Genomic DNA, 25,621 nt, shown 5'->3' on the forward strand with positions numbered 1-25,621 from the left:
AAACAATGTGTTTAGGAATTCCCGGTCAAATTATCGAAATCAGCGATATTAACCATAAATTAGCGATAGTTAATATCGGTGGAGTTAAACGTCAAGTCAATATTGCTTGTATTGTTAATGAAGAACATCCCCCAGAAAAATGTATTGGTGATTGGGTACTAGTTCATGTTGGTTTTGCTATGAATCGGATTAATGAGGAAGAAGCAAAGGAAACATTACAACTACTAGCAGAACTAGCTCAAGCAGTGAGTAATTAAAGGTCTACGGGTTACGCCACGCTACGCTATCAGCAAAAATACTTTTATGAAATACGTTGATGAATTTCGAGAACCGGAAAAAGCCGCAGCTTTAACCAAGCAAATCACTAAACTTAGTCAGCAGCTAGAAAAACCTATTAAAATCATGGAGGTATGCGGGGGACATACCCATTCTATATTTAAATATGGTATTGAAGATATCCTTCCCCATAACCTAGAACTGATACATGGCCCCGGTTGTCCTGTGTGTGTGATGCCAAAGGGAAGATTAGATGATGCGATCGCCATCTCCCAACATAATAACGTTATCCTCGCCACATTTGGGGACACTATGCGGGTTCCCGGTTCCCATACTAGCCTCTTGCAAGCCAAAGCTAGGGGCGCAGATATTCGCATGGTATACTCGCCATTAGATAGTCTACAAATCGCCAGAGACAACCCCGATAAAGAAATAGTCTTTTTTGCCCTAGGCTTTGAAACCACCGCCCCCAGTACCGCCCTCACCATCTTACAAGCAGCAGCGGAGAACATCACTAATTTTAGTATGTTTTCTAATCATGTCCTGGTAATTCCCGCCCTCCAAGCCCTACTAGATAACCCCGACTTACAACTAGATGGATTTATTGGCCCTGGTCATGTGAGTATGGTAATTGGGACAGAACCCTATGAATTTATTTCTCAAAAATATCATAAACCTATAGTAGTTTCCGGTTTTGAACCCTTAGATATACTCCAATCAATTTGGATGCTGCTACAGCAACTAGTAGAAAATCGTTGCGAAGTTGAAAATCAATATAACAGATTAGTAGAACCAGCTGGAAACCTAGTCGCATTGCAAGCCATCAACCAAGTTTTTGCAGTTAGAGAAAACTTTGACTGGCGGGGTTTAGGGGACATACCTAAATCAGGCTTAAAAATCCGTCCTGAATATGCCCAATTTGACGCAGAACTAAAATTTACTATTCCTAACTTAAAAGTCAGAGACCACAAAGCCTGTCAATGTGGAGAAATCCTGAAAGGAACCTTAAAACCTTGGCAATGTAAAGTATTTGGTACAGCTTGCACACCAGAAACACCTATAGGAACCTGTATGGTTTCCTCCGAAGGAGCCTGTGCAGCCTATTACAAATATGGCAGACTTGCTGCCATGAGTAAAAAAGCCGCAAAAATTGCCTTAACCCCATAGCAGAATCATCAATACTGCTGCTGACTCAATATTTAAACATGAATATTTTCCCCAACAACAAAACCCAAAACCCCCCCAAAACTAAACTTAGAGATACTCATATTACCCTCGCCCACGGTAGCGGGGGTAAAGCCATGCGGGATTTAATCCAAGATATTTTTGTCAGCAGTTTTGATAATCAAATTCTTGCACAACTAGAAGACCAAGCCAGTTTAAAGTTAACTCATCTCACAGCACAAGGTGATAGACTGGCATTTACCACAGATTCCTATGTAGTAGACCCTTTATTTTTTCCCGGTAGTGACATTGGGGAATTAGCCGTTAATGGTACCATTAACGACTTAGCCGTTAGTGGTGCTACACCTTTATACCTCACTTGTAGCGTAATTTTAGAAGAAGGTCTACCTGTAGAAACCTTGCGCCGGGTGGTTGGGAGTATGAAATTAGCCGCCCAAAAAGCTGGCGTGCAGATTGTCACAGGTGATACTAAGGTTGTGCATCGTGGCGCGGCGGATAAACTGTTTATTAATACTACAGGTATTGGGGTAATTCCTGAAGGAATTAACATTTCTGCCCATAATATCCAAGTGGGAGATGTAGTAATTATTAATGGTGAGTTGGGAAATCATGGTACGGCGATTTTAATCGCTCGTGGGGAATTAGCATTAGAAACTCATATAGAAAGTGACTGTCAACCATTACACAGTTTAGTAAAAACTATCCTGAATGTTTGTCCTGAAGTTCACGCCATGCGGGATGCTACACGGGGCGGTTTAGCGACGGTTTTAAATGAATTTTCTCTCAGTTCTGATGTTGGTATTCGTGTCCATGAACCATCTATTCCTATACGGGAAGAGGTACAAGGAGTTTGTGAAATCTTAGGTTTAGACCCCTTATATTTAGCCAATGAAGGTAAATTAGTTGTGGTGGTAGGGGGTAATCACGCAGAAACTGTATTATCAGCGATGAAGTCCCACCCCGCCGGTAAAGATGCTTGTATAATTGGTGAGGTTATTGCTTCACCTCCGGGAGTTGTCTTATTACAAACAACTTTTGGGACTCAAAGAATTGTTGATATGTTAGTGGGGGAACAATTACCGAGAATTTGTTAATTTTTATCTGTGTGTATCTGTGGTTTCAAATCTGAGCAAAATATGCACGAATTAGGAATTACACAAAATATTGTCGCTATTGTGAGCGAACAGGCCCAAGGGGCAAAAGTTAACCGCGTAGTTTTAGAAATTGGCGCACTTTCGGCGATTTTACCGGAAGCTATAGAGTTTTGTTTTGACATCTGTACTCAAGGTACAGTATTAGTAGGAGCCATATTAGAAATTAACATAATCCCTGGTTTAGCACGCTGTCGTACTTGCAAAGCGGAAATAAGTTTAAATAAACCATTTGGTATATGTAGCTGTGGTAGCGTGGAATTAGATTTAATAACCGGTGAAGAACTGAAAATTAAAGAAATAGAAATAGAGGAATTATGTGTGTAACCTGCGGTTGCTCTGATAATGCTCACATTACAATCACTAATTTAGCCACAGGTGAGGTGGAACATAATCATCACCACACTCATACTCACAGTTTACCTGATGGTACTGTAATTACCCATTCCCATGATCATCAGGGTGAAGAGTCTCAAATTCATGCTAAAATTCATGGCACAACTATATCTTTAGAACAAGATATATTAGCTAAAAATAATCTGTTAGCAGCCCAGAATCGGGGATGGTTTCAAGGACGCAATATTTTAGCTTTAAATTTAATGAGTTCTCCTGGTGCTGGAAAAACCACTCTGCTCACCCGGACGATTCAAGATTTAAAACACCAGTTACCTATTAGTGTTATTGAAGGCGACCAAGAAACAGCTAATGATGCTCAAAAGATTCAGGAAACAGGCTGTAAGGTTGTGCAGATTAATACGGGTACTGGTTGTCATTTAGAAGCTGCTATGATTGCTAGGGGTTTACAGCAGTTAAACCCCCCTCTCAATTCTGTGGTGATGATTGAAAATGTGGGAAATTTAGTATGTCCAGCTTTATTTGATTTGGGAGAACAAGCTAAGGTAGTGATTCTCTCGGTGACTGAGGGAGAAGATAAGCCGATAAAATATCCCCATATGTTCCGCGCTAGTGAAATTATGATTCTCACTAAGGTTGATTTATTGCCTTATGTACAGTTTGATGTAGAAAAATGTATTGAGTATGCGCGACAGGTTAACCCTAAAATTCAGGTTTTCCAGGTTTCTGCTACTACTGGTATGGGTTTAGAAGGTTGGTATGGGTGGTTATCAGCAACTGTTGCTGATTTTCTCCCAGTTTCTGTTGAACTCAGTTAAATTCCCTCCCCGCAGGACGGGAAGGGTGAATATGATGGGACAGGTTGGGTATTATAGCCAATCCCGATAAGCGGAAATCTCATTCACCCTGATTTCAAAGGGTGTACCTTTGCCAAAGGGAGGATAAACGCGAATTTTGGCATCACTGGTAAACCGTTCTAACCTGTTTCCTAACTGGGGAATATTACTGACTATATGCCAGTAAGATACTATATCAGGGCAGTCAATGATTAGTGTCAGGGTGGTACTATTCTTGGTGAGATACCATTGACATTTAGATAAGAGTACTTGAGTAATGCGATCGCAGGCCTGAAAAAAGCATATACCAGTAGACCGCTCTAACTCTAGATGCAGCATTCCATCTTGTTTTGTTACCTCGGTGGGAGGTAAATCATCAGGAGGAAGCTGGTGTAGTTTAGACATAATTCCGAACCTCTTGGTTGTAACGCTGCAAACTCTCTAAGTTGTTTTGCAAAACAAAGGAGGAGGGTTTGAGCGCTAGTGTGTCGAGATTTAACTCGCCCTGAAATCTGGTGATTTTGTCGCGACAAGTCCTCACATCACCAATAATTGAGTTCTCAATTAAGTAGTCTTCATCAAAACAAATATTTGTGCGGTCAAATGGTTTCTGGTGAGGATTTGAGCCTTTCTGGATGATCTGCGCCGTGTTGGCTTGCATTTTTTGGCTGAATTTACGGATGAATGGTAATGCGGCGCTGATTGCTTCATCGTTTGTTTTACCAACATAAAAGAACCGTGCTAATACTAGTTTCTCAGCGCCACTAGGATTCACAGATCGATATTTAGCGACGGTATTTTTTAATCTCTCTAAGGAGAATGGCGGCCCCCCCATTAAGCCAAAGGAATTTTCAGCCGCAAATTGTATACCTTGATCATCACCAGTGGCTATGTAAACTGGGATTCTATGCTGCAAGGGTTTGGGGGTAATTGTCAAGCGATCGCATTGATAATACTCTCCCTTAAATGAAACATCAGCATCATACAGCAGCTGTTGAATCAGGGCGATCGCCTCTAACATTTTGGCGCGAGATTCCCCCATGGGTGTAGCAAAATGCTTGTTATGTTGGGGAAATGGCCCACCCTTAGCCACCCCAAATAATAATCTACCATTACACAAATTATCGAGAGTAGCAATATCCTCCGCTACTCGGATCGGGTTATGAAATGGTAATAATACTGCTGCTGTACCTAATTGAATAGTTGAAGTTAGTCCCGCAAGGTGTCCCATCAACACCAACATAGATGAGCTGAGATTGAACTCATTAAAATGATGTTCACTTACCCAAGCTGAATCAAAACCTAAACTCTCCGCCTCTTTTACTAGCGCTACCTGTTCCCAGATGCTGTGACTAGTATTTTGATCATGGTTTTCGTAATTGCAAAAAATTCCGGTTTTCATTTTTGGCGATCGCTATTTAGTTGTCACCCATTGCAATTCCAACCACAACCGGGGATTGGTCTGCTTGAGCTTGGACATCGGATCGCGTAGCAGTCGCTTCGCGTTCATACAGACTACTTCCACTAGCCCCATATTATGTGCTAGTTCTCTGAGTATATGTTTTTGCGCTTGCACATGAGGAAGTATTTCTTCACAGCAATAAATTCCTATATATTGCAAACGTTTAGCTGGTCGTCCCCAAAAACAGGTGATAACTTTCACATGACACCCGTCTAGTAATTCCCCAAGTGTTGGGTAATATTGAGTTACGACTCTTGTGAATTCTTTAGCCAGGATATGTTCAGCAATCATATCAACTGATATTTATGTAGCGGTCATCACGCTATTTAATATAACATATTATTGTCAATTAAACCTGACTTATAGGATTTATTTCTATTTTTACAAAGGAATAAGTACAAATTGCATGATCGGCGATCGCACTGAAGAACCGCAAAAATTATCTAAATGCTTCAATTATATCTAAATAGACATTAACCAATTTATGGTCAATTACCAAAGCTTCAACCTGTGGCCAAGTACGAGCTAAAAACTGATGAAATTCGCGTTTTCGCATATTGCCAAAACGGAGATGTACTACTTTAGGTGGGGAAAAATCAAGCATCAGTCGATCAGAAAAGTCTGCATCTTTCGTAACAATAACCAGTTTTTTCTCCTTTGCTGCCAAATTTCCGTATCACTTGGACTCGTACCTAAAACTGAAACATGAACGATGGGTAAAGATGGAGTGAACAGGATTTTAGCTGGTAAATTTTCATCGAAGAAAAAACCATTCATGCAATTTTTCTTACTTCATAGTGATTCGCCATCAATCTTGCTGCAAATTGGATACACGCATAAATATCTTCTCGATTCAGAGAAGGATATTCTTCAAGGACTTCTTCAATAGAATCTCCTGCTCCCAAAAATTCCATAATTGTTTGCACAGAAATTCGGGTTCCAGCTATAATGGGTCTTCCATTACAAATATCTGGATGGATATGGATACGACTTTCCATTAAGGTTTTGTTACCTCCGTTATTACCTAAATTGACTCTATCCTGACGTAGAGCAGCAAAAAGCTATTGTTTCCTTAACCTAACCTATCTATCATATCACCGCCAACTCTGCTGGCTGCATCAATAAAAAAATGGCGCGTTACATTTCATTAACGCACCCTACAGGATCGGCGATCGCACTTTGTAAGTGAGTATGATTTCAAGGTCAACTTATACCCAGACCCTATTATCAAGTTCCCGGACGAGAGCGCAGATGATCGGGTATGTGATGGCGATCGCCTAATATTTCTAACAAGGGACCATTAACATCAAATTTAAGCATACTTACCGATGCAACTAAAATATTGACCCGATAGCGATAGCGTCCTAAATCAATTCCCAGTAAACTGCAAAGCATAATCCGAATTGTAGCTTTATGGGAAACTACCAAAACATTACCTTGAGGATGTTTTTCTTGAATTTCAGCAATTACCGCCATAGAACGGTTAGCAATCTCTACCGCCGTTTCTCCACCTAGGGGCGCATTCCAGGCCGGTTCTGTTAACCATTTAACATAGTTTTCTGAGTAATTCTCTTGCACAAAGGATTTACTCTTAGTTTCCCATTCGCCATAACTACCTTCCCTCAATCCGTCACGCAACTGCATATTGACACCCACAGCATCACAAAACGGCTTGGCCGTTGCTATTGTGCGCTTCATGGGGCTAACATAAACCGCTGACCAGTCCAATTTTTGATAAACACTAGCAAAACTCTCCGCCATTTCCATTCCTGCTGTAGTCAAATCTGCATCAGTTTGACCACAAAAATTACCACTTTGGCTAAAAGTAGTTTCTCCATGTCGTAGTAAGTATAAATTAAGTGTCATAGCTGCCGTGGCTTTGGAAATTAAGGAGCTTGTGCAGAAATAAACTACCACAGACTTGGCTATTGAATATGTAGTTATCTTCTCACTTCCAGGTAAAAGCCTAGACATTTTCCATTAATTCCGCTTCCCAGAGGGAAGCGTACGAGTCTACCTTTGACCTGGTACAGATTCGCCCGAAAAGTTTCCATTAATTCCGCTTCCCAGAGGGAAGCGTACGAAAAGTTCCTCAAAGAAGGAGCATACAAGCCTGAGGAGTTTCCATTAATTCCGCTTCCCAGAGGGAAGCGTACCAGTTGACAGGACTATCCGTAGAAGTTATGGAAAGAGACAGTTTCCATTAATTCCGCTTCCCAGAGGGAAGCGTACCAACGAAGGTATGGGCTTAAATCCCCTAAACTCTCAAAAGGTTTCCATTAATTCCGCTTCCCAGAGGGAAGCGTACGGACAAACTGGGGATTCGACCCCCTAGAACTTGAGTTTCTATGTTTCCATTAATTCCGCTTCCCAGAGGGAAGCGTACTTCAATGATAGCTGTACAGTTAAAACACTTTCCTGTTGTTTCCATTAATTCCGCTTCCCAGAGGGAAGCGTACCAGGCATACTACCGGTCTAACAACCTGCTTCTTGGTGTTTCCATTAATTCCGCTTCCCAGAGGGAAGCGTACTAGATGAGACTGCTCTTTACCCTGAATGGATTTTCGAGTTTCCATTAATTCCGCTTCCCAGAGGGAAGCGTACACCTGGATACAGGGGATATACTAGCGTTTGTCATTCAGTTTCCATTAATTCCGCTTCCCAGAGGGAAGCGTACATTCAGTCAAGTAAGACAAAATCTATTTTGATAGAAGTTTCCATTAATTCCGCTTCCCAGAGGGAAGCGTACGTGAAAACCAATCCAAACATGGCAATAGAATTGTTGTTTCCATTAATTCCGCTTCCCAGAGGGAAGCGTACTTTAGTCGACTCGGGATTCAATCCCCTAGAGTTAGTTTCCATTAATTCCGCTTCCCAGAGGGAAGCGTACAAAAGGAACCTTGAGTTTGCAGCCAATGCAAAAAGGTTTCCATTAATTCCGCTTCCCAGAGGGAAGCGTACTCCTTTACGTCGGTATTAATACCGAAATGGTTAGAAGGTTTCCATTAATTCCGCTTCCCAGAGGGAAGCGTACGTCAACGTTCGCGTCGATGTTGAATATTGCCGAAAGATGTTTCCATTAATTCCGCTTCCCAGAGGGAAGCGTACTCTCTAAAGAGAAGGTCGTGAGTAGCTTAGTTAAAAAAGTTTCCATTAATTCCGCTTCCCAGAGGGAAGCGTACGAGCCCAAAATTCTGTTTGTCAAGAAAGACAATAGGTTTCCATTAATTCCGCTTCCCAGAGGGAAGCGTACGTTTTGTGCAGCGACTTAGCACCACACATACCCAGCCTGGTTTCCATTAATTCCGCTTCCCAGAGGGAAGCGTACTCTATCTCAGTGTATGGGGTTAGACATGAGATCATTGGGTTGTTTCCATTAATTCCGCTTCCCAGAGGGAAGCGTACGTCTACCTAGCTTGCAACGCAAAAAACCTCCCCCTCTGGTTTCCATTAATTCCGCTTCCCAGAGGGAAGCGTACAACTAACATGCTAAGGTTATCAGGTCCCCAGCACTGGAGGGGCTGTTTCCATTAATTCCGCTTCCCAGAGGGAAGCGTACGGTAAAGTCAGACAGTTAGAGTTGAGCAGATGTCTTGGTATAGTTTCCATTAATTCCGCTTCCCAGAGGGAAGCGTACATGCTATAGATTCAGTTCTTTTAGAACAGAGGGTTTTAGTTTCCATTAATTCCGCTTCCCAGAGGGAAGCGTACCGTCCACTGCCTATAGCTGGACAGTGCGTACAGCATTGTTTCCATTAATTCCGCTTCCCAGAGGGAAGCGTACGGCTAGAAAAGAAGAAGAGGGTAGAAACAATCCTAGTTTCCATTAATTCCGCTTCCCAGAGGGAAGCGTACAAAAAATGACACACTACTTTTTGCTCCATGTGATAGAGGGTTTCCATTAATTCCGCTTCCCAGAGGGAAGCGTACGCACTTTCAATCTTAGCTGGTCTGGGATCTCCGCCACTGTTTCCATTAATTCCGCTTCCCAGAGGGAAGCGTACATAGAATAAGAACCAACGGTGTAATAAGAGAGTCTAGCTGTTTCCATTAATTCCGCTTCCCAGAGGGAAGCGTACGGTCGAGTATATTTTTGGGAACACCACCAATTTCAGTTTCCATTAATTCCGCTTCCCAGAGGGAAGCGTACTACAGAGGAACAGGTAGAAAGACTGTCACAGGTCGGTGAGTTTCCATTAATTCCGCTTCCCAGAGGGAAGCGTACAAAAGATATAAAGCTTTTTTTTTATCTAAACAAGAGTTTCCATTAATTCCGCTTCCCAGAGGGAAGCGTACTTTCCGAGGGTTATCTAGAAGTAGATATTCCAGACGAGTTTCCATTAATTCCGCTTCCCAGAGGGAAGCGTACGTAGATATGAAGAAATTTGCTGGCGGGGGACTTCTCTCGTTTCCATTAATTCCGCTTCCCAGAGGGAAGCGTACAATCTACCTAAGATTAAAGTCATTTGGTGTTTCTCTTAGTTTCCATTAATTCCGCTTCCCAGAGGGAAGCGTACACAAAGGTAATGGGGGTGCTGACTCCAATCCTTTCTCTAGTTTCCATTAATTCCGCTTCCCAGAGGGAAGCGTACCCCTCCATTCTAAACCCTTACCTCGTAAGAAGTCCAGAGGCACTTTCCGAGGTTCAAAAAAGTTAACGGCTGAAATGGACTTTGGCATAGTAGTAAAAACTCTGAAACCCTTACCCAGTAAGCGACCGAGGTTCAAAACAGAAGAATCATTATTCCAGCCATTTTACCTGACCTTCCGTCCTATGGAGTTAGCCATACCTCGATCCGGTAGGTAACCCAGTGGTAATATAGCCTGATGACCTCATATATATTATGTCAGCTTAAACGCTAGTCATTCCGGTGGGTGAGTGCGATCGCTATTACAGATAGTCATTCCGGTGGTAACTGGGTACACCACTCAGGAAATGCTGATCAATCTAGTATTTTCAAGACAATCACAGATTTATTACCACCCCCATAGGGTAAATTTCGTCATTCGCACGAAAAAGATTTTACATTGGTGTGGTCACAGATAAGATGAAAACGTGACACAAAACCACTAAAGGATACATACTGAAAAATATAGTTAAATTTATTGATGTATTTCTTTATATATCAATAAAAATAAATATTTAGCTCAACAAAGTTAATATTTTTACATAAAAAACGTTTTTCAGTATTACCAATAATTACAAAATGTTTTACCACAGAAAATTTTAACTAAAGCGTGTATCTTAAGAATTAAGCACCAAAAGGAGATACAAAGTACATGGACAAATATACTGTTATCACCTTTGCACCAGTTCAGGGATTCATTGAAAAATCACGAAAGCTCAGAGATTTATATGGTGCATCTTTAATACTTTCTTATCTAAGTCAAAAGCTAGTACAAGAATTTCATAAACCCCCAGAAACAGAAGTGATTTCTCCAGCTAGTCACAACTTGCAAAAAGGGATGCCAAATCGTATTCTCATTAGAGGTTATGTGAGCAAAGCCCAAACTGAAGAAATTTTATTTTCTGCTTGGAAAAATATTTTACAAGTTTGTCGCCAATGGATAGAAGACAGAATCACAAATACCTATCATTGGGAAAGAGAGTGGAAACTGTGGGGTAGTTACACTTGGGAAGTATTTCAAGGAAGTGGTGTAAGTATCCAAGCTGCAATGGAGGATTTAGAAACCAGTAAACTTTCTCGGGACTGGACTGCAGTAAATTGGATTGGTGAAAGTTCTAGCTTAACTGGTACCGATGGGATTGCTTTTCCCGAATTAGGTGCAGAAACACGTAACCCTAACAATCGCCGATGGACAGCAGAAAAAGATAATATTCGACAATTCTATAGAAGTCTGGCCTGTGTCTCAGAACGTTGTCCACCAAATAAGGAACCAGAAGGGATTATTTTTGCTCTGAATGAAAAATTAAGTATTCCCGAATTGGTTAAACGGTTAGTAACTTTATCAGAAATTGCTAACAAGTTGGGAATGTCTAAAGTAGAAAGCTTTAGTGAAATCCATCGTGGCCCGAGTTTCTGGACAGGTTGGTTTATGGGTGATGGAGATGAAGTGGGAAAACATCTCAAAAAATTAGCAGGTTTACCAAATGGTGATGATGAACTCAAAAACTTTAGTCAGGCGATGCGCGACTGGGGAAACAACTTTACCAGAGACTTTCCTAAAGAAATTGGTCGGGTAGTTTATGCAGGTGGGGACGATTTTTTAGGCGTAATTTACCGCGAAGAAAACCAAGAACCTATTACAGCCAATCAAGCTTTTCAATGGTTAATTAAACTACCCAAAATTTGGCAACAACATGGGCAGAAGATCGGATTAAGTGTGGGCTTTATTTGGGCAGGATCTGGCATTCCCCAAAGAGATATCTTACAACATTGTCGAGAAGCAGAAAAACTAGCAAAATCTTCAGGTCGGGGAAGAATTACTATTAGAGTTGTCTTTAATAGTGGTCAATATGTCCAGTGGACTTGTCCCTGGGATTATCTATATATATTGACAAAATATCAAGACAGGGAAGGTAAAAATAACTGGAGTCATGTTTATCAAGATTTAGCTCAATTAGAAGCACGACGTGCTTTTAATCTTGAGAAAAAACAACTATCAGAAGAATTTGCTCTTAATTTCTTTGATATTTACTTTCCAGGAGAGCGTCAAATATTATTAAATTATGAACAATCCAAATATATCGTAGGTTTTAGTGATGAAGCTGATGATGCTGATAGAACAAAAGCGAAAATTGATTGGATAAGTGATTTAATTAAAGTAGGTTGGCATTTATGTTTAAGTACCTAGTTACTATTCATCCTTTAGGGTTGATGTATGGAAGTGCGGGAGCATTTCTGTCACCTGAAAATTTAGTTGGTCGTTCAGGCGCTAAATTTCCTCCAGAAGCTGCAACCTTATCCGGCTTAATATTTAGCGCTAACAAAGTTAATCAGCAATTTACTCAACATGATTTGAGTGCTAATCTATTTGTCGCCGGACCATTTTGGGCTAAAGTTCAGGACAAACAAAATTTTTATATTCCTATTCCCTGGAGTAAAATAATTGCTAATAAAGGAGTAGATGAGTGGCAATTTAACAATGGTCAATGGCAGTTAGAAAATCAAAGTGAGAAACTAGAGCCGGATTATCGTTGGCAAACAATCAACTCTTGGGGACTTGCTCCCAAAGTCCTTAAATCTAATAAATCAGTAGCAGCAAACCCTTGGGAATATCTTCCTTTCTTACATCCCCAAATCAACCACCCAACACTCAAGTACTCACAACGTTGTGTACAAAAGTCTGATGGTTTATTTCTAGAAAACTCAGTCCAAATACCTGAAGATGTCTGTTTAGTTTATTTATCAACCTATCCCCTAGAATCTGGTTGGTATCGCTTTGGCGGTGAAAATCATATTGTAGAAATTGAGTGTGAGGAAATTAAAAACAAAAAACTTTTAGATTTATTAAATCAACCCATTCAACGCACTTTTGCCTTAATTACCCCAGGTATTTGGGGTTCTAATCGCTTGTCTTACCGTTATCCTCACCATGAAAACTTCCCCCAAACCCTAGAGATGCTAACTGATAAAGCAATACCTTATCGCTTCCGTGCTAAAGGTAATTTAGGTAGGGGACGTTATGCGGTTCCCCCTGGTAGTGTGTACGTTTTAGAAGCATCTGTAAATAAGTCTTGGTGGGAGTGGGATACAGCATGGTTTCCTAAAGAAGGTTACAGCCTCAAACAAGTAGGATGCGGTTTATGTTTACCAATAGAAATTAAAGGAGTAGCATAAGATGTACAAGAAAGCTTATGGTATCATTGAAACCTTAGCACCGCTCCATGTAGGTGCAACTGCTGGAGAAGAAAGCGGTAATTTAAACCTGATTTTCCGTGACCAATTTACCCAAACAGGTATACTTCCAGGTAGTTCAATTCGTGGTCGTCTGCGTTCAGAAATGCGTTTGATAGATGGAGACCAAGCGGCAAATTATTGGTATGGTAGTGAATCCGGTGCGGAACAATCAGAAACCAATAATGAATCTATCATCAAATTTGAATACGCTTCTATATTGTGGCTACCCGTATTTTGTCCCGGTCAACCCATCGTGTGGGTGAGTAGTCCTCGCCTACTGCAACGCTACCAAAGAATTGCTGGTGACGCTCTCAAAAACATAGATATACCCGACCCCTATACAGGTTCAAGAAACTTAAAAGCACGAGAATCAAGAGGTCAAAAAACCTTATTTTTCAATTTAGGTTTCCTAACCATCACAAAAACCGTAGACTTATCACCCTGGTTCCCTTCTGGACAACAAAAGCCAGCAGTTATCGTAGATGACAGTGATATTGCTATGATTCATAACATGGCTTTATATCGTCAAAGTCGAGTACGCTTAAAACTTGACCAAAAGGTAGTTGATGGTCATGGTTTTTTCAACACTGAAGCTTTACCAGAAGGAACCATTTTAGTTTTCCCCATTGCGATTAGGGATGATAAATCTGGGAAACAATGGGACCCATTCAATGGTGATCACAGTACAGATATTTATCTTGGTGGCTTAGAATCTATTGGTTTTGGTCATTGTCAGTTGACTTTAAGTGGAATCTAAAATATATGAGTTGGAAATCCTACGGATTAGATCAAGAAGCACAACGCTTAGTCCTGAAACACCGTGACCAAAAAGGGGTCATTGGTCAATCACACAAAATGCGAACAACTGTAGCTTTCGGTTTAGAACGGTTCTGGGGAGAACAATTACGACTGTTAGACAAAGAACCACCCAAAGGCCGATACTGGCGCGATACCTGGAAAAGCTTTGCAGCAATCATGCTCAGGGGAGGAATCAAACTTCCCCAAGAAGATGTTAGCACTGGTAACACAGGGAAAATTGAAGAAGTTGCAACCCAACTGTGGGAACTCCCCATTGAAGACCAAAGAATTTGTTTAGCTGTTCTGACCCAATTCTGTGACAGCTTAGTTTGGTGGACTCAACGGTACAAAAAATTAGGAGGCGATGATGACTAATAGTAGAGAAGTCCCCCTTATGTTTCAAGCCCAAATCTCAGGACGGGGACAAATTCACTATATTGGCAATCGTGAACAATCCGAGAGATGGGTTGATGAATGGGTAGAAGGTGTCCCACGGGATGCGCCTCGATTTAGCACCAATGTGCAAACAAAAGAATATAAAATTACTTGGCGTTTTGTTTCCAACAGTGGACAAGACGAAGATATCATCCGACCAGTCATTGCTGCTAAAGGATTTCCCTTTTATCCAGGTGCAAGCATGAAAGGTGCTTTTTTACGTAGTTGTACACCAGAACAACGTCGCAGATATTGCGGTGGACAACTGACAACTCAGGATACCCAACCAGGAATACTCCGGTTTCATGGTGGTTATCCCAAAGATGGAACATGGGTTGAACAATCTTTAATTGATGTAGTTCATCCTCAACAAGATTGGCAAGTTAAAAATCATAGCAACCACTCAGCTTTTATTCAAATCTCCCTTTATCAACCCACCCTAGTGTTTGGTATTTCTAGTACTGAAACCCTCCCAGCTAGTGAGTGGGAAACTATCTGGGGTATTTGGGACAGAGCTATAGAAAGAGGTATTGGTTCTAGAGTCAGTGCTGGTTACGGTCAACCTATTAATCATCCCCAAACCAAATTGCTCTCTGTTAACTTGCGGGGACAAGGTTTAGCCTCAACGCTAGTTGATGAAACAGGTGAATTTCGACCCAATATTTTTAAAGCCGCCTTGCGTGGTCACACTTTACGTTTATTCAGTGGTGTTACCAACGAAAGAACCGCCGAAGAATTAACTCAAGAACTTTGGGGGGGCTTCAGCCAAAATGGTCCGATTGTAGGACAGTTGGGAATTGCTTTTCATACTACAGATTTAGAGATGGAGGAATATCAATATGGTGCAAATACCATAATCCCTGTTTATCAGTTAAATGCGGGAACCCTGACCATTCTCACCATGAGCGATGTTTCCCCAGAATACAATCAACAATTAAGAAGACTAGTCAAACAAATCTTAAAATTTGCTATGCTCCTTGGTGGTTTTGGTAAATCCTGGCGACGCATTGACCATAGCATTTTTTTTGAAGAATATGATAGACATTCAATTGGTTGTCATTGGCAATTTAACCAACCATCAAATACATATTATTTTCCTGTAAATAATCTCAGCCATATCACTAACATTCTCAACAATGTTCAAAAAGAAGTCAATAATTGGCTGCAATTCAAAGGGAAACAATCATCTAATCAGGTAAGTACATGGCGTGAATCATTTCATCCGCAAAAAGTTCAAGTGTGGGGACGTATTGCGGAAGAAGAAGATGATAGTTTAGCCGTCAAATGGTTTCATGGTAATTACCATAAACATAGCTCAATCAAGGGTTCAAGTCTCACCGGGAGAATGGGACAAATAGGCAGAATTTGGCATCGTATGTACCCACGCCATACTAGAAATAAAGAAGGACAAATAAACCGTAAAGGTAGAGAGTATGTTGAATTACTGACAATCTTCCCTGATAAAAAAGATGAAATTACACGGGATTTTTTAAGGTTTTTAGGCGATAGTGATTTTACTAAACTTTGGGGAGAATAAACTATGAGTATCTGGATACTAACAACAGGTAATAGTGATATCATGCTCAAGCATGATAAAAACTGGAGTAGTTTATACAGTCAAATTAGATATGATTTGGAATGTACAGAATTTGCCCCCTTACCATTAGACTCTAATGATAAAAGTGCAGGTTACACTTTGCCTGCAAGAGTTTTAGGTTTAGTATATGAAAATCAAACTGGTCATTACGACTCTGATTTAAAGTTTCCCTTGATTGACACTTATACTCAATATCTACTAGAAGCAAAAATCAAGCTGGAAAAAATTATAGTTTTATTAACAGATCAAAAGCCAATATTCCAGGAAGAACAGATAATTTATGAAAAATGTCCTTACTGGCAAGATACTTATACTCTCAAACCTTTATTAAAATGGTATCTGCAAAAGCACTTTGCTTGTGAGATTGAGTTTTTAGTTTTATCCCCCACAAACCAAAATAATAAAGGTATAGATAATTGGAATGAAACACTTTCTTTGGTAAAAGAGCAATTATACCCATTAAACTATAGTCCACCCAAAACTGTTTATATTAGCCATCAGGCGGGTACACCTGCTATATCTTCGGCGGTGCAATTTATCAGCTTAGGAAGATTTCCCAAAGTTAAGTTTCTAATTAGTAACGAATATTTCGACGACAATTACCAAAAGCAATCGAAAGCTGAGGCCATAGAAAGCTCTAATTATTGGCGAGGAATGCAGATTCAAAAAGCCAAGCAGTTAATTACAAGCGGCTTCCCCGGTGCAGCACTGAAATTATTAGATAATATAGAGGGAATAGATCAAACCGCCATTGGTGAGTTAAAGAAAATCGTTGATTTCTTTAATCTCCATAGCCCACTAACAGATAGTAGTCAAGATTTGACCATTCCCCAAGCTACTCAGCGTATTGTTGATACCCTAGAACTAGTTGGATTTTTCTTCAAGCAAAAGAATTATCTTCAAGGTATTACTCTCCTAGCTGCGGCTCAGGAAACTTTTTTAAAGGTAGCTATCTTATCACGGGTAGCAACGATTAATCAAACTGTGAATTTCAATGGTAGTTCTCACCAAGTTTCCCAATTCTTGGTATGGACTGGATCAGGTTTATTTTTAGACAAAGACAAATCTGTTAAATATCCCAGTGTTGATATCAAAGTTGAGATTTTAGAAAAATTAAAATTTCCCGTTACAAAATTTTCATTGGTAACAGATTATGATTTTCAGATAACTAATAGAAACTTTGGTATGATTGCCTGGTTAAATAATATAGATAATAATTTTCCGCAATGGCCGTTATTAGTATCGTATTGTCGCGGTTCCAGAAATACAGATGATGACCTACGTAACCAATTTATGCACAACTTGCGTGGAGTTGAAGATCAGGAGTTAATAGCTTATTTATCAGCAGGTAAAGAACATCAGTCAACAGATGTGATGAAAGTCTATATAGATTATGTTAAACAACCATTTTTAACAGCAATCAACTATTTTAATTTACCTTACAACCGAGAGAAGCTAGTTAAAAGACTTCAAGAAATAGCAGATTCTCTTTGATAAAATTAATATCCCAACCAGTGGGAAATTGATCAGCTTTGGGATGGGGTTTTAGATCCCGGACTTCTTCCAGAAGTCCGGGATCTCTGTGGTGGAAGCTGTCAGATACTACTCCTGTTTGAAGTTGGTTTAACAAAATATCCCAGTTAGTCATTCGCAGGAGCAATGTACAATCATGATTTATCCCTGACTAAAATAAATACAGTTATGAGGGATAGTAGCTAGTAACTATTTACCACTCACTGCCCACTGTTAACTAAAGAATACAACCTGCTGTAAATATTCTCATATATACCTTATATGCCCAGATCCCGATTCCCCAATCAACAGATAGCTAAAACCAACTCTCAAGGGATTGCTCATGTTCTCATCGGGACACCAGGAAGCGGTAAATCAACCTTTGCAAAACTACTATCCAACCTAGGAAATTACGAAATCATCTCTACTGACAATATCCGCGCTGAGTTATATGGTGACCCAGCTATTCAAGGGGAATGGCAGACCATAGAAACCACGGTCATCAACCGCATTTGTACTATATTTAGATTGGGTAAAAGTGTAATCTATGATGCGACTAATTATAAGCGTTGTTTCCGCATGGACTTTTTACGCAAAACCGACACCCAACTGGCAGAATGGAAATTAACCCCACCTGATTGGATTGGCTGGTATTTGCAAACTCCACTGTTAACTTGTATCAAGTGGAATCAACAACGCCAACGCCAAGTTCCTGCGGAAATTATTGAAAGTATGTATAGGATATTGCAGGATTTTCCACCGGTAATTGGGGAAGGATTCGCCACGGTGAATAAAATTGATGTCACCGCACCGGAATTTTCTCCACACCAAGTCACTAAACTCATTGCAGATATTCCCCGTCAAATTATCAACTTTCAAAATCGCTACGGAAATATCACACCCCATCCTTATAGTCAGCTGTTAGATTTTGAACGTTTGATGTATTTAATATTTTTAATCATTAACTATCCTGGGATTGGTAAATTTCATCTCACTCAACCTCAATTTTTACAAAATCTTCTGGGTTATGTACCGGAGTTGACTAACTCTATCGCGGAAATTACTGCTATTATGGCTAAGTTGGTGGGTGGAGTTTACGCCCAATCCCATGCGATCGCCGCTGATTTACAATGGCTAGAAACTCAAGGAATCATTAATTCTACTTTCCCCCTAGTCAGTCAAAATCGCCCAGAATGTAACTCCCATGAATGGCAATCTTTCCATAGGTTACATTCTTACTCAGATAAACAGGTTTTTGAACGTTTAATCGGTACAATTCGTTTTATTCTCCACTACCCTTTTTTACCTAACACAGGTGGAGGTAGTTTAGAAACTCTGACTCAATCTCTTGCACAAGCTGGGGTAATTTATCACCCCCAAAGTGAAAAGGCTACAATTCGTAAAGATATCGAAAAAGTTTTAAAACCCTACAGAATCTTATCTGGTTTTCCTATGCGTAACGGTTACTTTGCGGGTACTGGTATCCTTTCTAAGTCAGAGTTAATCAAAGTATTTGACATTATTCAGTCTCAAGCCAATAGTTTAAATGACCCCCAAGCTTTAGTTATCTACGAAACATTTAAGCAACGACTATTACAAACACATATCATTGATAATACTGAAAATATTTACCCAGTCAGGGCGATCGCCAATAGCTCTATTGTTGACCCTAAACATCTCCATAGTAGCGCCTTAAGTAATCAGCCGGAACTAGAGACAGCAATTGTAGAAGGAAGGCTATTAGAATTAAAACGGTTAGCAGGTGTAGGTAAGTATCAAGGAGATGAACAGAATTTTTTCTTAGCCTATCCATTGCAAATAGTTTTCTCAAATTTGGCTTGGTACTTGGGTTATGAGTGTGTCAGTGGTGAAACTCCGGGGTTACTGCGCTTTGAACGTTTAGATAGATTGTTTTTAGCTCGGCCTCAAACCCAACAACGTACCAGAGAAGCACAGGAAAAATCATTAAAAAAGTTACAGAATTTATTTAAAGCTAGTGCGGGAATGCACTTAGGTAATAGCGCTACCGACCAACAACAATTTCTGAGTGCGGATCAACAAAAACGACTGAGGGTCTGTGTGACAGTGGAACTTTGGTTTAATGATCAGGTTTATCCTTTTATCACCGAGGGAACAAAACGTTTTGCTCACATGAAAATGTCCCCACCTATACACAATACCAGGACTAATTTACCCAAGTCCTTATTTTCCCTGACCAGAACAGGCGATCGCCATTTCCCCCATCGGTTTCAAGCCATCTTTCCTCAATGGACATTAAATGATTTTGATTTGTGGCGGTGGATTTTGGGGTTTGGTGGTAATGTTAAAGTAGTAGCACCCCAGGAGTTAGTCACAAGGGTAAAGGAAATAGCTCAAGGAATTGTAGCTAATTATGGCAGTTAACGAGCTTTGCGCTCTGCTACCAGAACTTCAGCTAGCATTTCGGGAATATCTGTCAAGTCTGCAAATCCCTCGGAAGCGGGAATCGGTGAAATAAACGTATAGTTTGGGTCACACATTCCCGTGTCGTAGACTTCAATAAACCAGCGATCGGGAAAACCTTCTACACCTAATTCTACAATATACCAACTTTCCCCTATGAGGCGAGAGCCAAAGACAACAAACCACTGTCTATAGTCGTCTGAAATATTCCAGTCAGCCATAAGGAACTCTAGCGCAATTTGTGCAGCATCGGTTTCGGTTAGCAGCATATTTACTCCTTATTTATAACTATCGATAAGGCTAACTTACGCTATCAGAATTTGGAACTTCAGGATATAAGCCTAGTTGCTTTGCTAATTCACGCCCGATAAAGAATAAAAACTTAGCACCATCTTGATTACCTTGATGGGCAAAACTAGTTGCTACTTGCAGTATTGTTTGTACAAAATCAGCATCAATCAATTCTGGTTGCGCTTCTAAAACTTCTGGTTCTTGACCATTAGGACATTTTAGTAACTCGTCAATCAGATTGAAATATTGGATTTGGCGTTCTTCTGTCATGATGTTTTGGTTTTTTGAATGAGTTAGTTTGGCTGTGAGGATTACTCTATACTTTGTTGCCAAAGCTTTTCCAACATTTCAACTTGTTCTCTTAACATAGCAGCACGATAAACAAGATATCTATCGTAAACAATGATTCCTAATCCCACAAAAATCGGAGTGATTAAGACAAACCATTGCAAGATGCTAGCAAGTCTATATTGTTCGGCAACAACTAATAATCGGTTCACAAGATTGTGGTCAAAAGTTGCGTTATTGGTCTGATATTGAGATGGATTTGTATTTGCTTCCTGGAGCAATTGGGCAGAATTACCTGAATAGATTTTATGAATTTCACAGACTAAATTCTGCATTTTAACAAACTCTAGATGTTTGCCCCAAACTATGTGTAAGACTAATAAGGCGGGCGAAATTACTAGTAAAGTAAATAAACAAACTGTCAGAAAATTTAGAAGTTTAAATTTCATGGTGGCTTTACTCCCTTAGGTACTCTGCATCCAGAAACCTCTGGGTTACTTTTTACCTAACTAGTCTCTCTCGCACCTTGACAATATTTTTGTTCCTAAAGATGAAAAATTTACCATTTTTCTACAAGGGCTATAATTATCAACTTAGGATTAACATCTTCCTCAGCTTCGACAACAGAAGAGTTAAGAAGTCCCCCCTGATTCTTTGGGTAAAACCCTCAGAACTTCGGGGGGTAGAGGGGAATCTCTGCGTAAATCCTACAAAATTTATAGCAGTCTCACCTCTAACTGTGAGTTTAAACTAGTGGAATTAAGATTATTAAATTTATTAAAGTTATACTCAAAGGCTATAAGTTATATCTCATAAGACTTAGAGAAATTATTTGAGGTATGGGTGCTAGTATTTCTCATATGGGGTGCTAGTATTTCTCATATGGGGTGCTGGTATTTCTGCACTCAGGCTCAAAGCTATATGGGGGGCTGGTAGAGGAGTGATTTTGTTGGGGTTTTTCCGTCTCAAAGCTTGTACTCAAACAAATAGATTATGTGGGGAGTATACCCTAGAATATCGAAAAAATCTCTTATATTTTCTGGAAATGCAGCTTCTTATACTAAATATAAATAATTCAAAGTGAGGTGACAAACTTTCTAGATTTAAGGGGTGAGTTTCTATGATTTTGATTGAGCAAATAACAGACAGATAAATTCAGCCTTGAGAAAACCCCTGTAATTCACCTATTAACCTTGATTGTGGTAGATACAAAACATTATTACTTGAGGAGAGATGAGAAAATTACATCAACTGCATTCCTCAGCCGCATAATTTTGTACTTTGGTTAAAGTGGATAGTCTCTACATTTAGTGACTGTGAATATAAATTAAACACATACAGGAAATTTGCCCTCAACGTGAAATCATAGGAGTGAATTTATGAGAATTGCTAAAGATGTTACAGAACTAATTGGCGGAACTCCTTTAGTTCAGCTCAATAGAATTCCCCAATCTGAGGGAGTGGCAGCTAGGATTGTTGTTAAACTCGAAGGTATGAACCCAGCAGCCTCGGTTAAAGACCGGATTGGGGTTAGTATGGTGATGGCTGCGGAAAGGGAGGGTTTAATTGAGCCGGGGAAAAGTATTTTAGTCGAGCCAACTTCTGGGAATACAGGTATTGCTTTAGCCATGGTAGCAGCGGCCCGGGGCTACAGTTTAATTTTGACCATGCCAGACACCATGAGCCAAGAACGACGCTCTATGCTCAAGGCCTACGGTGCTAAGTTAGAGTTAACACCAGGCGCACAAGGGATGCGAGGAGCAATTAATCAAGCTGAAAGCATTGTGGCTAATACTCCTAACGCTGTGATGCTGCAACAGTTCCGCAACCCGGCTAACCCCAAAATTCACAGAGAAACTACTGCGGCGGAAATTTGGGCGGATACGGATGGGGAAGTAGATATTATCATTGCTGGGGTGGGGACTGGTGGAACAATCACCGGGATTGCAGAAGTGCTTAAACAATATAAGCCAACTGTGCAAGCGATCGCAGTTGAACCTAGTAACAGTCCGGTGCTTTCTGGGGGTAATGCTGGTCCCCATAAAATTCAGGGGATTGGCGCTGGGTTTATCCCGGATGTGTTGCGTCTGGAATTGATGGACGAGGTAATTAGAGTCAGTGATGAACAGGCGATCGCCTATGGGCGACGTTTAGCTAAGGAAGAAGGACTTTTATCTGGTATATCTTCCGGTGCGGCTTTATGTGCGGCCATTCGAGTCGGTCAACGTCCAGAAAATACTGGTAAATTAATTGTCATGATTCAGCCCTCCTTTGGGGAACGTTACCTGAGTACCCCCATGTTTCAAGAGTTGTCTATAGACACTGCTAATCTTGGCTAAAAAACCTAATTAGCGACTGTTGACTGTTGACTGTTGACTGTTGACTGTTGACTGTTGACTGTTGACTGTTGACTGTTGACTGTTGACTGTTGACTGTTGAGGGTTGAGGGTTGAGGGTTGAGGGTTGAGGGTTGAGGGTTGAGGGTTGAGGGTTGGACTTCTTAACCAGGTTAAGAAGTCCGATGTATATCGGGGATACGGTCAAAGCAAATTCAATCAGGTTTTCCCCCGGTGAAATTTAATGCTTACAACCACCTTGATGATGATGGTCATGGTTATGACCGTGGGCGCAACCTTGTAAGTTCTGGGTAGTCAGGGTTTCAATTACTACTTTTAAGGAATCATCCACCGGTTTTAAGCCAATCCAACCATCTATTGTTTCTACGTCAAAACCTACCTCACGGCGATCGCCTACTTCTAGTAAGGGACGACGAATTAATAAAGGATCTTGCAGCATTAACACTAAGGCTGTTTGTGCATCGATTTTTTCTGGAACTACTTCACCAGATTTAATCTTGGGAGCGGAAGCATTAAACCATTGGGACACCGGGCGATCGCCAAAAAATGATCGCAAGCGTTCAACTGTCCAAGGTTCTGTGAGGATGTCGTATGCTAGCACCTCATGACCAGCAGCAGTCAACACAACTTTTTGCTTAATACCACCCTTACAACCGGGTTTGCTGTAGAAAATTACTCTAGCCATTGTCATTACTCCCTGATGATTCTGATTAAAACTTCCTAGCTGTATGGGTAACTAAATCAAACTCAAACCTTGCTTGAGGGTCTGTTTCTCCATAAACATTAAAAGTTACAGTTGCTTCGTCACCCACTGCTTCTACACTGTGAATTGCATCGGGGGTCAAGCTAACAATATCTCCAGGAGACAAGGTTATCTCTCCGGTAGGTGCAATTTTCTCGGCAAAATCAGGGGTAGGAGTACGTCGCCAAAAGGTATTTTTTTCTTGACCTTTTAACACTGCTATTACTCCCCAAGTCCCATGATTATGAATAGTTGAACGGGTTCCCGGTGCAAATGTCACGGTTTGCACAGTCAATGGGAACCCCAATTCATCATAGAGAAGTAACACTGAGTGACCCGTTTTAGGGTGAGGTTGTAAATACTGACTTTGTACCCAGTAGGAATTGACAATCAATCTCCTGACAAGCATTCGGATTTCTGGGAGACGAATAGATTCATCTTCTACCCCATTGAGAACATCTTCTACTTCAGTCAAAAACCGATATAGGCGATAATTCTCCCGCAATAGATCCCATGGTCTGGCTGATTTACAACAATGATATTGGCCGTCTGCAGTTACTAGCCAATCTTTACCTTCCACCATCATTCATTAAATCTTGGGTTGAGAAGGAGAAGGGAAAACTATTGTAGGCGGAATCAAATTCAGAGGACTGGGAAGAGGACGCAAAGGATCTATGGAAACCACAGGAATGAAAGGTGCTGTAGAAGTTGCAGATGGCTGTAGAGGTTGGTAGAAGGGATAATTATTCATGTCTGTTGATGGTTGAAGGTTTACTAATTAATCGTCTTCTTCATCTGGACGATTTAAAATGTCCAGTAGGATTCCTGCACCGAAATCATTACTTTTGTCAATCTGTTTGACGCGAGTACTGATTTCTTTAGCCCGCTCGATTTCCCCTAATTTTGCTAACACTAAACCAGATGCAGCATAAGCGTTTAAGTACAATCTGATTTGGGGTTCCTCCTGCCGTTTTACTAATATGGGCAGGAGTTGTTGCCAATGGTCTGGTAAGTTCTCTGTTGCTTTAATCTTATCTAAAACTTTAACTGCAATTTGTAGCGCTAGGGGATAATTATTTTTATAATAAAAGAATCTATATGCTGATACTAAAATATCTGTATTTTCCCCGGACTTAGCTAAGGCTTGATGAATATATTTTTCGGATTCTGAGGTATTTTCCCAGGTTTGTGCCGCCAAGAGTAATAATTTTTTGACATCTTCGGGTACTTGAAACCACGAGTATTGATTACCATCAAGCATAATCATCTCCTTTGATGGGGAAGAGGGAGTCAGAATTTTACCGCTCCCTATAGGTACTATTTGTTTGTGAGTCTGGGCTGAGGTTTGCTTCTTCTTTCTTGAAGGGAAGATGCTCCCCTCGGCTTTGATGTTGGGTACACAGATGAATACCAATGCTAGGCGGGGTTGTATGTGAGAATGTACACTAATGTGAACAGAACAATCCAAATAATATCTACGAAGTGCCAGTAAATTTCTGCCATTTCGATGCCAGTATGTTTGGTAGCAGAGTAATGACCAGGACGACGCGATCGCCACACAACACCTAATATCAATAATATGCCTATCAACACGTGCAAACCGTGAAAGCCTGTCATGATATAAAAGCAGTTGGCGAAAACGTTGGTAGTCAGTCCATAGCCTAAACTCATGTACTCATAAACCTGACCAGCTAAGAAAATCGCCCCCATCAGTGCGGTGACAAGATACCAAAACCGCATTCCCCAAACATTATTCTTTTTAATCGCTACATCACCTAAATGAATGACGAAACTACTAGATATCAGAATAATGGTGTTAATGGCGGGTAAAAATAGTTCTACCTCTGTTCCCTCTGGAGGCCAAACTTCTGTAATACCTCTAAAGAATAAATAAGTCGCAAAAAAACCGCCAAACATCAGGGATTCAGAAATCAGAAAGGTTAAAAGTCCCCAGACTCGTAAATCTGGATGATGCTCCTCATGGTGTTCAGTTGTCGCTATGGTCATGTTGTTTACCCTCTAAATCTCTAAAC

General features: G+C 40.5%; 27 protein-coding genes and 1 CRISPR repeat array. Of the genes, 13 read left to right on the forward strand and 14 right to left on the reverse strand.

The features are described 5' to 3' along the window. Positions 1–5 precede the first annotated feature (5 nt). Genes NWP21_RS13570 through hypB form a run of 5 tightly spaced genes read left to right on the forward strand, consistent with a single transcriptional unit; the run spans position 6 to position 3,784 of the window. On the forward strand, positions 6–257 hold the full coding sequence (locus tag NWP21_RS13570; RefSeq protein ID WP_271731954.1) for a HypC/HybG/HupF family hydrogenase formation chaperone: 252 nt from the start codon (positions 6–8) through the stop codon (positions 255–257). Positions 258–303: 46 nt separating this feature from the next. Next, positions 304–1,443, forward strand: a complete 1,140-nt coding sequence (hypD, locus tag NWP21_RS13575) for a hydrogenase formation protein HypD (RefSeq protein ID WP_280793094.1) — start codon at positions 304–306, stop codon at positions 1,441–1,443. Positions 1,444–1,481: 38 nt separating this feature from the next. Next, positions 1,482–2,555 (forward strand): hydrogenase expression/formation protein HypE, encoded by a 1,074-nt coding sequence (hypE, locus tag NWP21_RS13580; protein ID WP_271731950.1) that lies wholly within the window; start codon positions 1,482–1,484, stop codon positions 2,553–2,555. A gap of 42 nt (positions 2,556–2,597) precedes the next feature. After that, entirely contained in the window at positions 2,598–2,939 is a 342-nt protein-coding gene (gene hypA / locus NWP21_RS13585) for a hydrogenase maturation nickel metallochaperone HypA (protein WP_280793095.1), read from the forward strand. Continuing rightward, on the forward strand, positions 2,930–3,784 hold the full coding sequence (hypB, locus tag NWP21_RS13590; protein WP_271731946.1) for a hydrogenase nickel incorporation protein HypB: 855 nt from the start codon (positions 2,930–2,932) through the stop codon (positions 3,782–3,784). The genes hypA and hypB overlap by 10 nt, the downstream gene beginning before the upstream one ends. A gap of 51 nt (positions 3,785–3,835) precedes the next feature. Here the strand turns inward: hypB and NWP21_RS13595 are convergent, their stop codons facing one another. The 6 genes from NWP21_RS13595 to NWP21_RS13620 all read right to left on the reverse strand — a co-directional run bounded on the left by NWP21_RS13595 (position 3,836) and on the right by NWP21_RS13620 (position 7,130). Next, entirely contained in the window at positions 3,836–4,207 is a 372-nt protein-coding gene (locus tag NWP21_RS13595) for a hypothetical protein (protein WP_200988012.1), read from the reverse strand. Continuing rightward, a complete protein-coding gene (locus NWP21_RS13600; RefSeq protein ID WP_280793096.1) occupies positions 4,200–5,204 on the reverse strand; it encodes an LLM class flavin-dependent oxidoreductase in 1,005 nt (334 codons plus the stop codon). The genes NWP21_RS13595 and NWP21_RS13600 overlap by 8 nt, the downstream gene beginning before the upstream one ends. A 12-nt stretch (positions 5,205–5,216) precedes the next feature. Then, positions 5,217–5,555 (reverse strand): hypothetical protein, encoded by a 339-nt coding sequence (locus NWP21_RS13605; RefSeq protein ID WP_271731942.1) that lies wholly within the window; start codon positions 5,553–5,555, stop codon positions 5,217–5,219. A gap of 148 nt (positions 5,556–5,703) precedes the next feature. After that, complete coding sequence (locus NWP21_RS13610) at positions 5,704–5,931, reverse strand: DUF5615 family PIN-like protein (protein ID WP_280793097.1); 228 nt, start codon at positions 5,929–5,931, stop codon at positions 5,704–5,706. Between the two features lie 106 nt (positions 5,932–6,037). Then, a complete protein-coding gene (locus NWP21_RS13615) occupies positions 6,038–6,262 on the reverse strand; it encodes a DUF433 domain-containing protein (protein ID WP_280793098.1) in 225 nt (74 codons plus the stop codon). Positions 6,263–6,491: 229 nt separating this feature from the next. Then, positions 6,492–7,130 (reverse strand): histidine phosphatase family protein, encoded by a 639-nt coding sequence (locus NWP21_RS13620; protein ID WP_280793099.1) that lies wholly within the window; start codon positions 7,128–7,130, stop codon positions 6,492–6,494. 107 nt (positions 7,131–7,237) lie between these two features. After that, a CRISPR array of direct repeats spans positions 7,238–9,856; the repeat unit is 36 nt; unit sequence GTTTCCATTAATTCCGCTTCCCAGAGGGAAGCGTAC. A 688-nt stretch (positions 9,857–10,544) separates the two neighbouring features. On the opposite strand from NWP21_RS13620, the gene NWP21_RS13625 reads away from it, so the two are divergent. From NWP21_RS13625 to NWP21_RS13655, 7 genes are all read left to right on the forward strand, one after another. Then, positions 10,545–12,080 (forward strand): type III-B CRISPR-associated protein Cas10/Cmr2, encoded by a 1,536-nt coding sequence (locus tag NWP21_RS13625; RefSeq protein WP_280793100.1) that lies wholly within the window; start codon positions 10,545–10,547, stop codon positions 12,078–12,080. Further along, positions 12,065–13,066: a CRISPR-associated protein gene (locus NWP21_RS13630; RefSeq protein WP_280793101.1), complete on the forward strand. Its 1,002-nt coding sequence runs from the start codon at positions 12,065–12,067 to the stop codon at positions 13,064–13,066. Before NWP21_RS13625 ends, NWP21_RS13630 begins: the two co-directional genes overlap by 16 nt. Before the next feature lies 1 nt (position 13,067). Then, complete coding sequence (locus tag NWP21_RS13635) at positions 13,068–13,883, forward strand: RAMP superfamily CRISPR-associated protein (RefSeq protein ID WP_280793102.1); 816 nt, start codon at positions 13,068–13,070, stop codon at positions 13,881–13,883. 5 nt (positions 13,884–13,888) lie between these two features. Continuing rightward, positions 13,889–14,299, forward strand: a complete 411-nt coding sequence (locus tag NWP21_RS13640) for a hypothetical protein (RefSeq protein WP_280793103.1) — start codon at positions 13,889–13,891, stop codon at positions 14,297–14,299. Continuing rightward, positions 14,292–15,896, forward strand: coding sequence for a hypothetical protein (locus tag NWP21_RS13645; protein ID WP_280793104.1), 1,605 nt, complete (start codon positions 14,292–14,294; stop codon positions 15,894–15,896). The genes NWP21_RS13640 and NWP21_RS13645 overlap by 8 nt, the downstream gene beginning before the upstream one ends. Positions 15,897–15,899: 3 nt before the next feature. Continuing rightward, entirely contained in the window at positions 15,900–17,450 is a 1,551-nt protein-coding gene (locus tag NWP21_RS13650; protein WP_280793105.1) for a hypothetical protein, read from the forward strand. 300 nt (positions 17,451–17,750) lie between these two features. Continuing rightward, positions 17,751–19,871, forward strand: a complete 2,121-nt coding sequence (locus tag NWP21_RS13655; RefSeq protein ID WP_280793106.1) for a WYL domain-containing protein — start codon at positions 17,751–17,753, stop codon at positions 19,869–19,871. On the opposite strand, the gene NWP21_RS13660 is transcribed toward NWP21_RS13655, so the two are convergent. The 3 genes from NWP21_RS13660 to NWP21_RS13670 are packed head-to-tail and all read right to left on the reverse strand — an operon-like array spanning position 19,868 to position 20,938. Then, positions 19,868–20,179 carry a hypothetical protein gene (locus tag NWP21_RS13660; RefSeq protein ID WP_271730783.1) on the reverse strand — a complete coding sequence of 104 codons (312 nt, stop codon included), beginning with the start codon at positions 20,177–20,179 and terminating at the stop codon, positions 19,868–19,870. The genes NWP21_RS13655 and NWP21_RS13660 overlap by 4 nt on opposite strands. A 31-nt stretch (positions 20,180–20,210) precedes the next feature. Then, on the reverse strand, positions 20,211–20,471 hold the full coding sequence (locus NWP21_RS13665) for a hypothetical protein (protein WP_200988027.1): 261 nt from the start codon (positions 20,469–20,471) through the stop codon (positions 20,211–20,213). 41 nt (positions 20,472–20,512) lie between these two features. Further along, complete coding sequence (locus NWP21_RS13670) at positions 20,513–20,938, reverse strand: hypothetical protein (protein WP_280793107.1); 426 nt, start codon at positions 20,936–20,938, stop codon at positions 20,513–20,515. A 930-nt stretch (positions 20,939–21,868) separates the two neighbouring features. On the opposite strand from NWP21_RS13670, the gene cysK reads away from it, so the two are divergent. Further along, the gene (gene cysK, locus NWP21_RS13675; protein ID WP_280793108.1) at positions 21,869–22,828 is read left to right on the forward strand and encodes a cysteine synthase A; all 960 of its coding nucleotides are present in this window, start codon (positions 21,869–21,871) and stop codon (positions 22,826–22,828) included. A gap of 238 nt (positions 22,829–23,066) precedes the next feature. Here cysK and NWP21_RS13680 read toward each other — a convergent pair whose 3' ends face one another. The 5 genes from NWP21_RS13680 to NWP21_RS13700 all read right to left on the reverse strand — a co-directional run bounded on the left by NWP21_RS13680 (position 23,067) and on the right by NWP21_RS13700 (position 25,595). After that, complete coding sequence (locus NWP21_RS13680) at positions 23,067–23,531, reverse strand: ArsC/Spx/MgsR family protein (RefSeq protein WP_280793109.1); 465 nt, start codon at positions 23,529–23,531, stop codon at positions 23,067–23,069. Between the two features lie 25 nt (positions 23,532–23,556). Beyond that, a complete protein-coding gene (locus NWP21_RS13685) occupies positions 23,557–24,168 on the reverse strand; it encodes a cupin (RefSeq protein WP_280793122.1) in 612 nt (203 codons plus the stop codon). Between the two features lie 9 nt (positions 24,169–24,177). Beyond that, complete coding sequence (locus NWP21_RS13690) at positions 24,178–24,339, reverse strand: hypothetical protein (protein ID WP_280793110.1); 162 nt, start codon at positions 24,337–24,339, stop codon at positions 24,178–24,180. 27 nt (positions 24,340–24,366) lie between these two features. Then, complete coding sequence (locus NWP21_RS13695) at positions 24,367–24,852, reverse strand: hypothetical protein (RefSeq protein ID WP_280793123.1); 486 nt, start codon at positions 24,850–24,852, stop codon at positions 24,367–24,369. 152 nt (positions 24,853–25,004) lie between these two features. After that, positions 25,005–25,595: a heme-copper oxidase subunit III gene (locus tag NWP21_RS13700; RefSeq protein WP_271730788.1), complete on the reverse strand. Its 591-nt coding sequence runs from the start codon at positions 25,593–25,595 to the stop codon at positions 25,005–25,007. Positions 25,596–25,621 lie beyond the last annotated feature (26 nt).

Origin of the sequence: Anabaenopsis sp. FSS-46 (genome assembly GCF_029891665.1) — a bacterium.
Taxonomy (GTDB): domain Bacteria; phylum Cyanobacteriota; class Cyanobacteriia; order Cyanobacteriales; family Nostocaceae; genus Anabaenopsis; species Anabaenopsis arnoldii.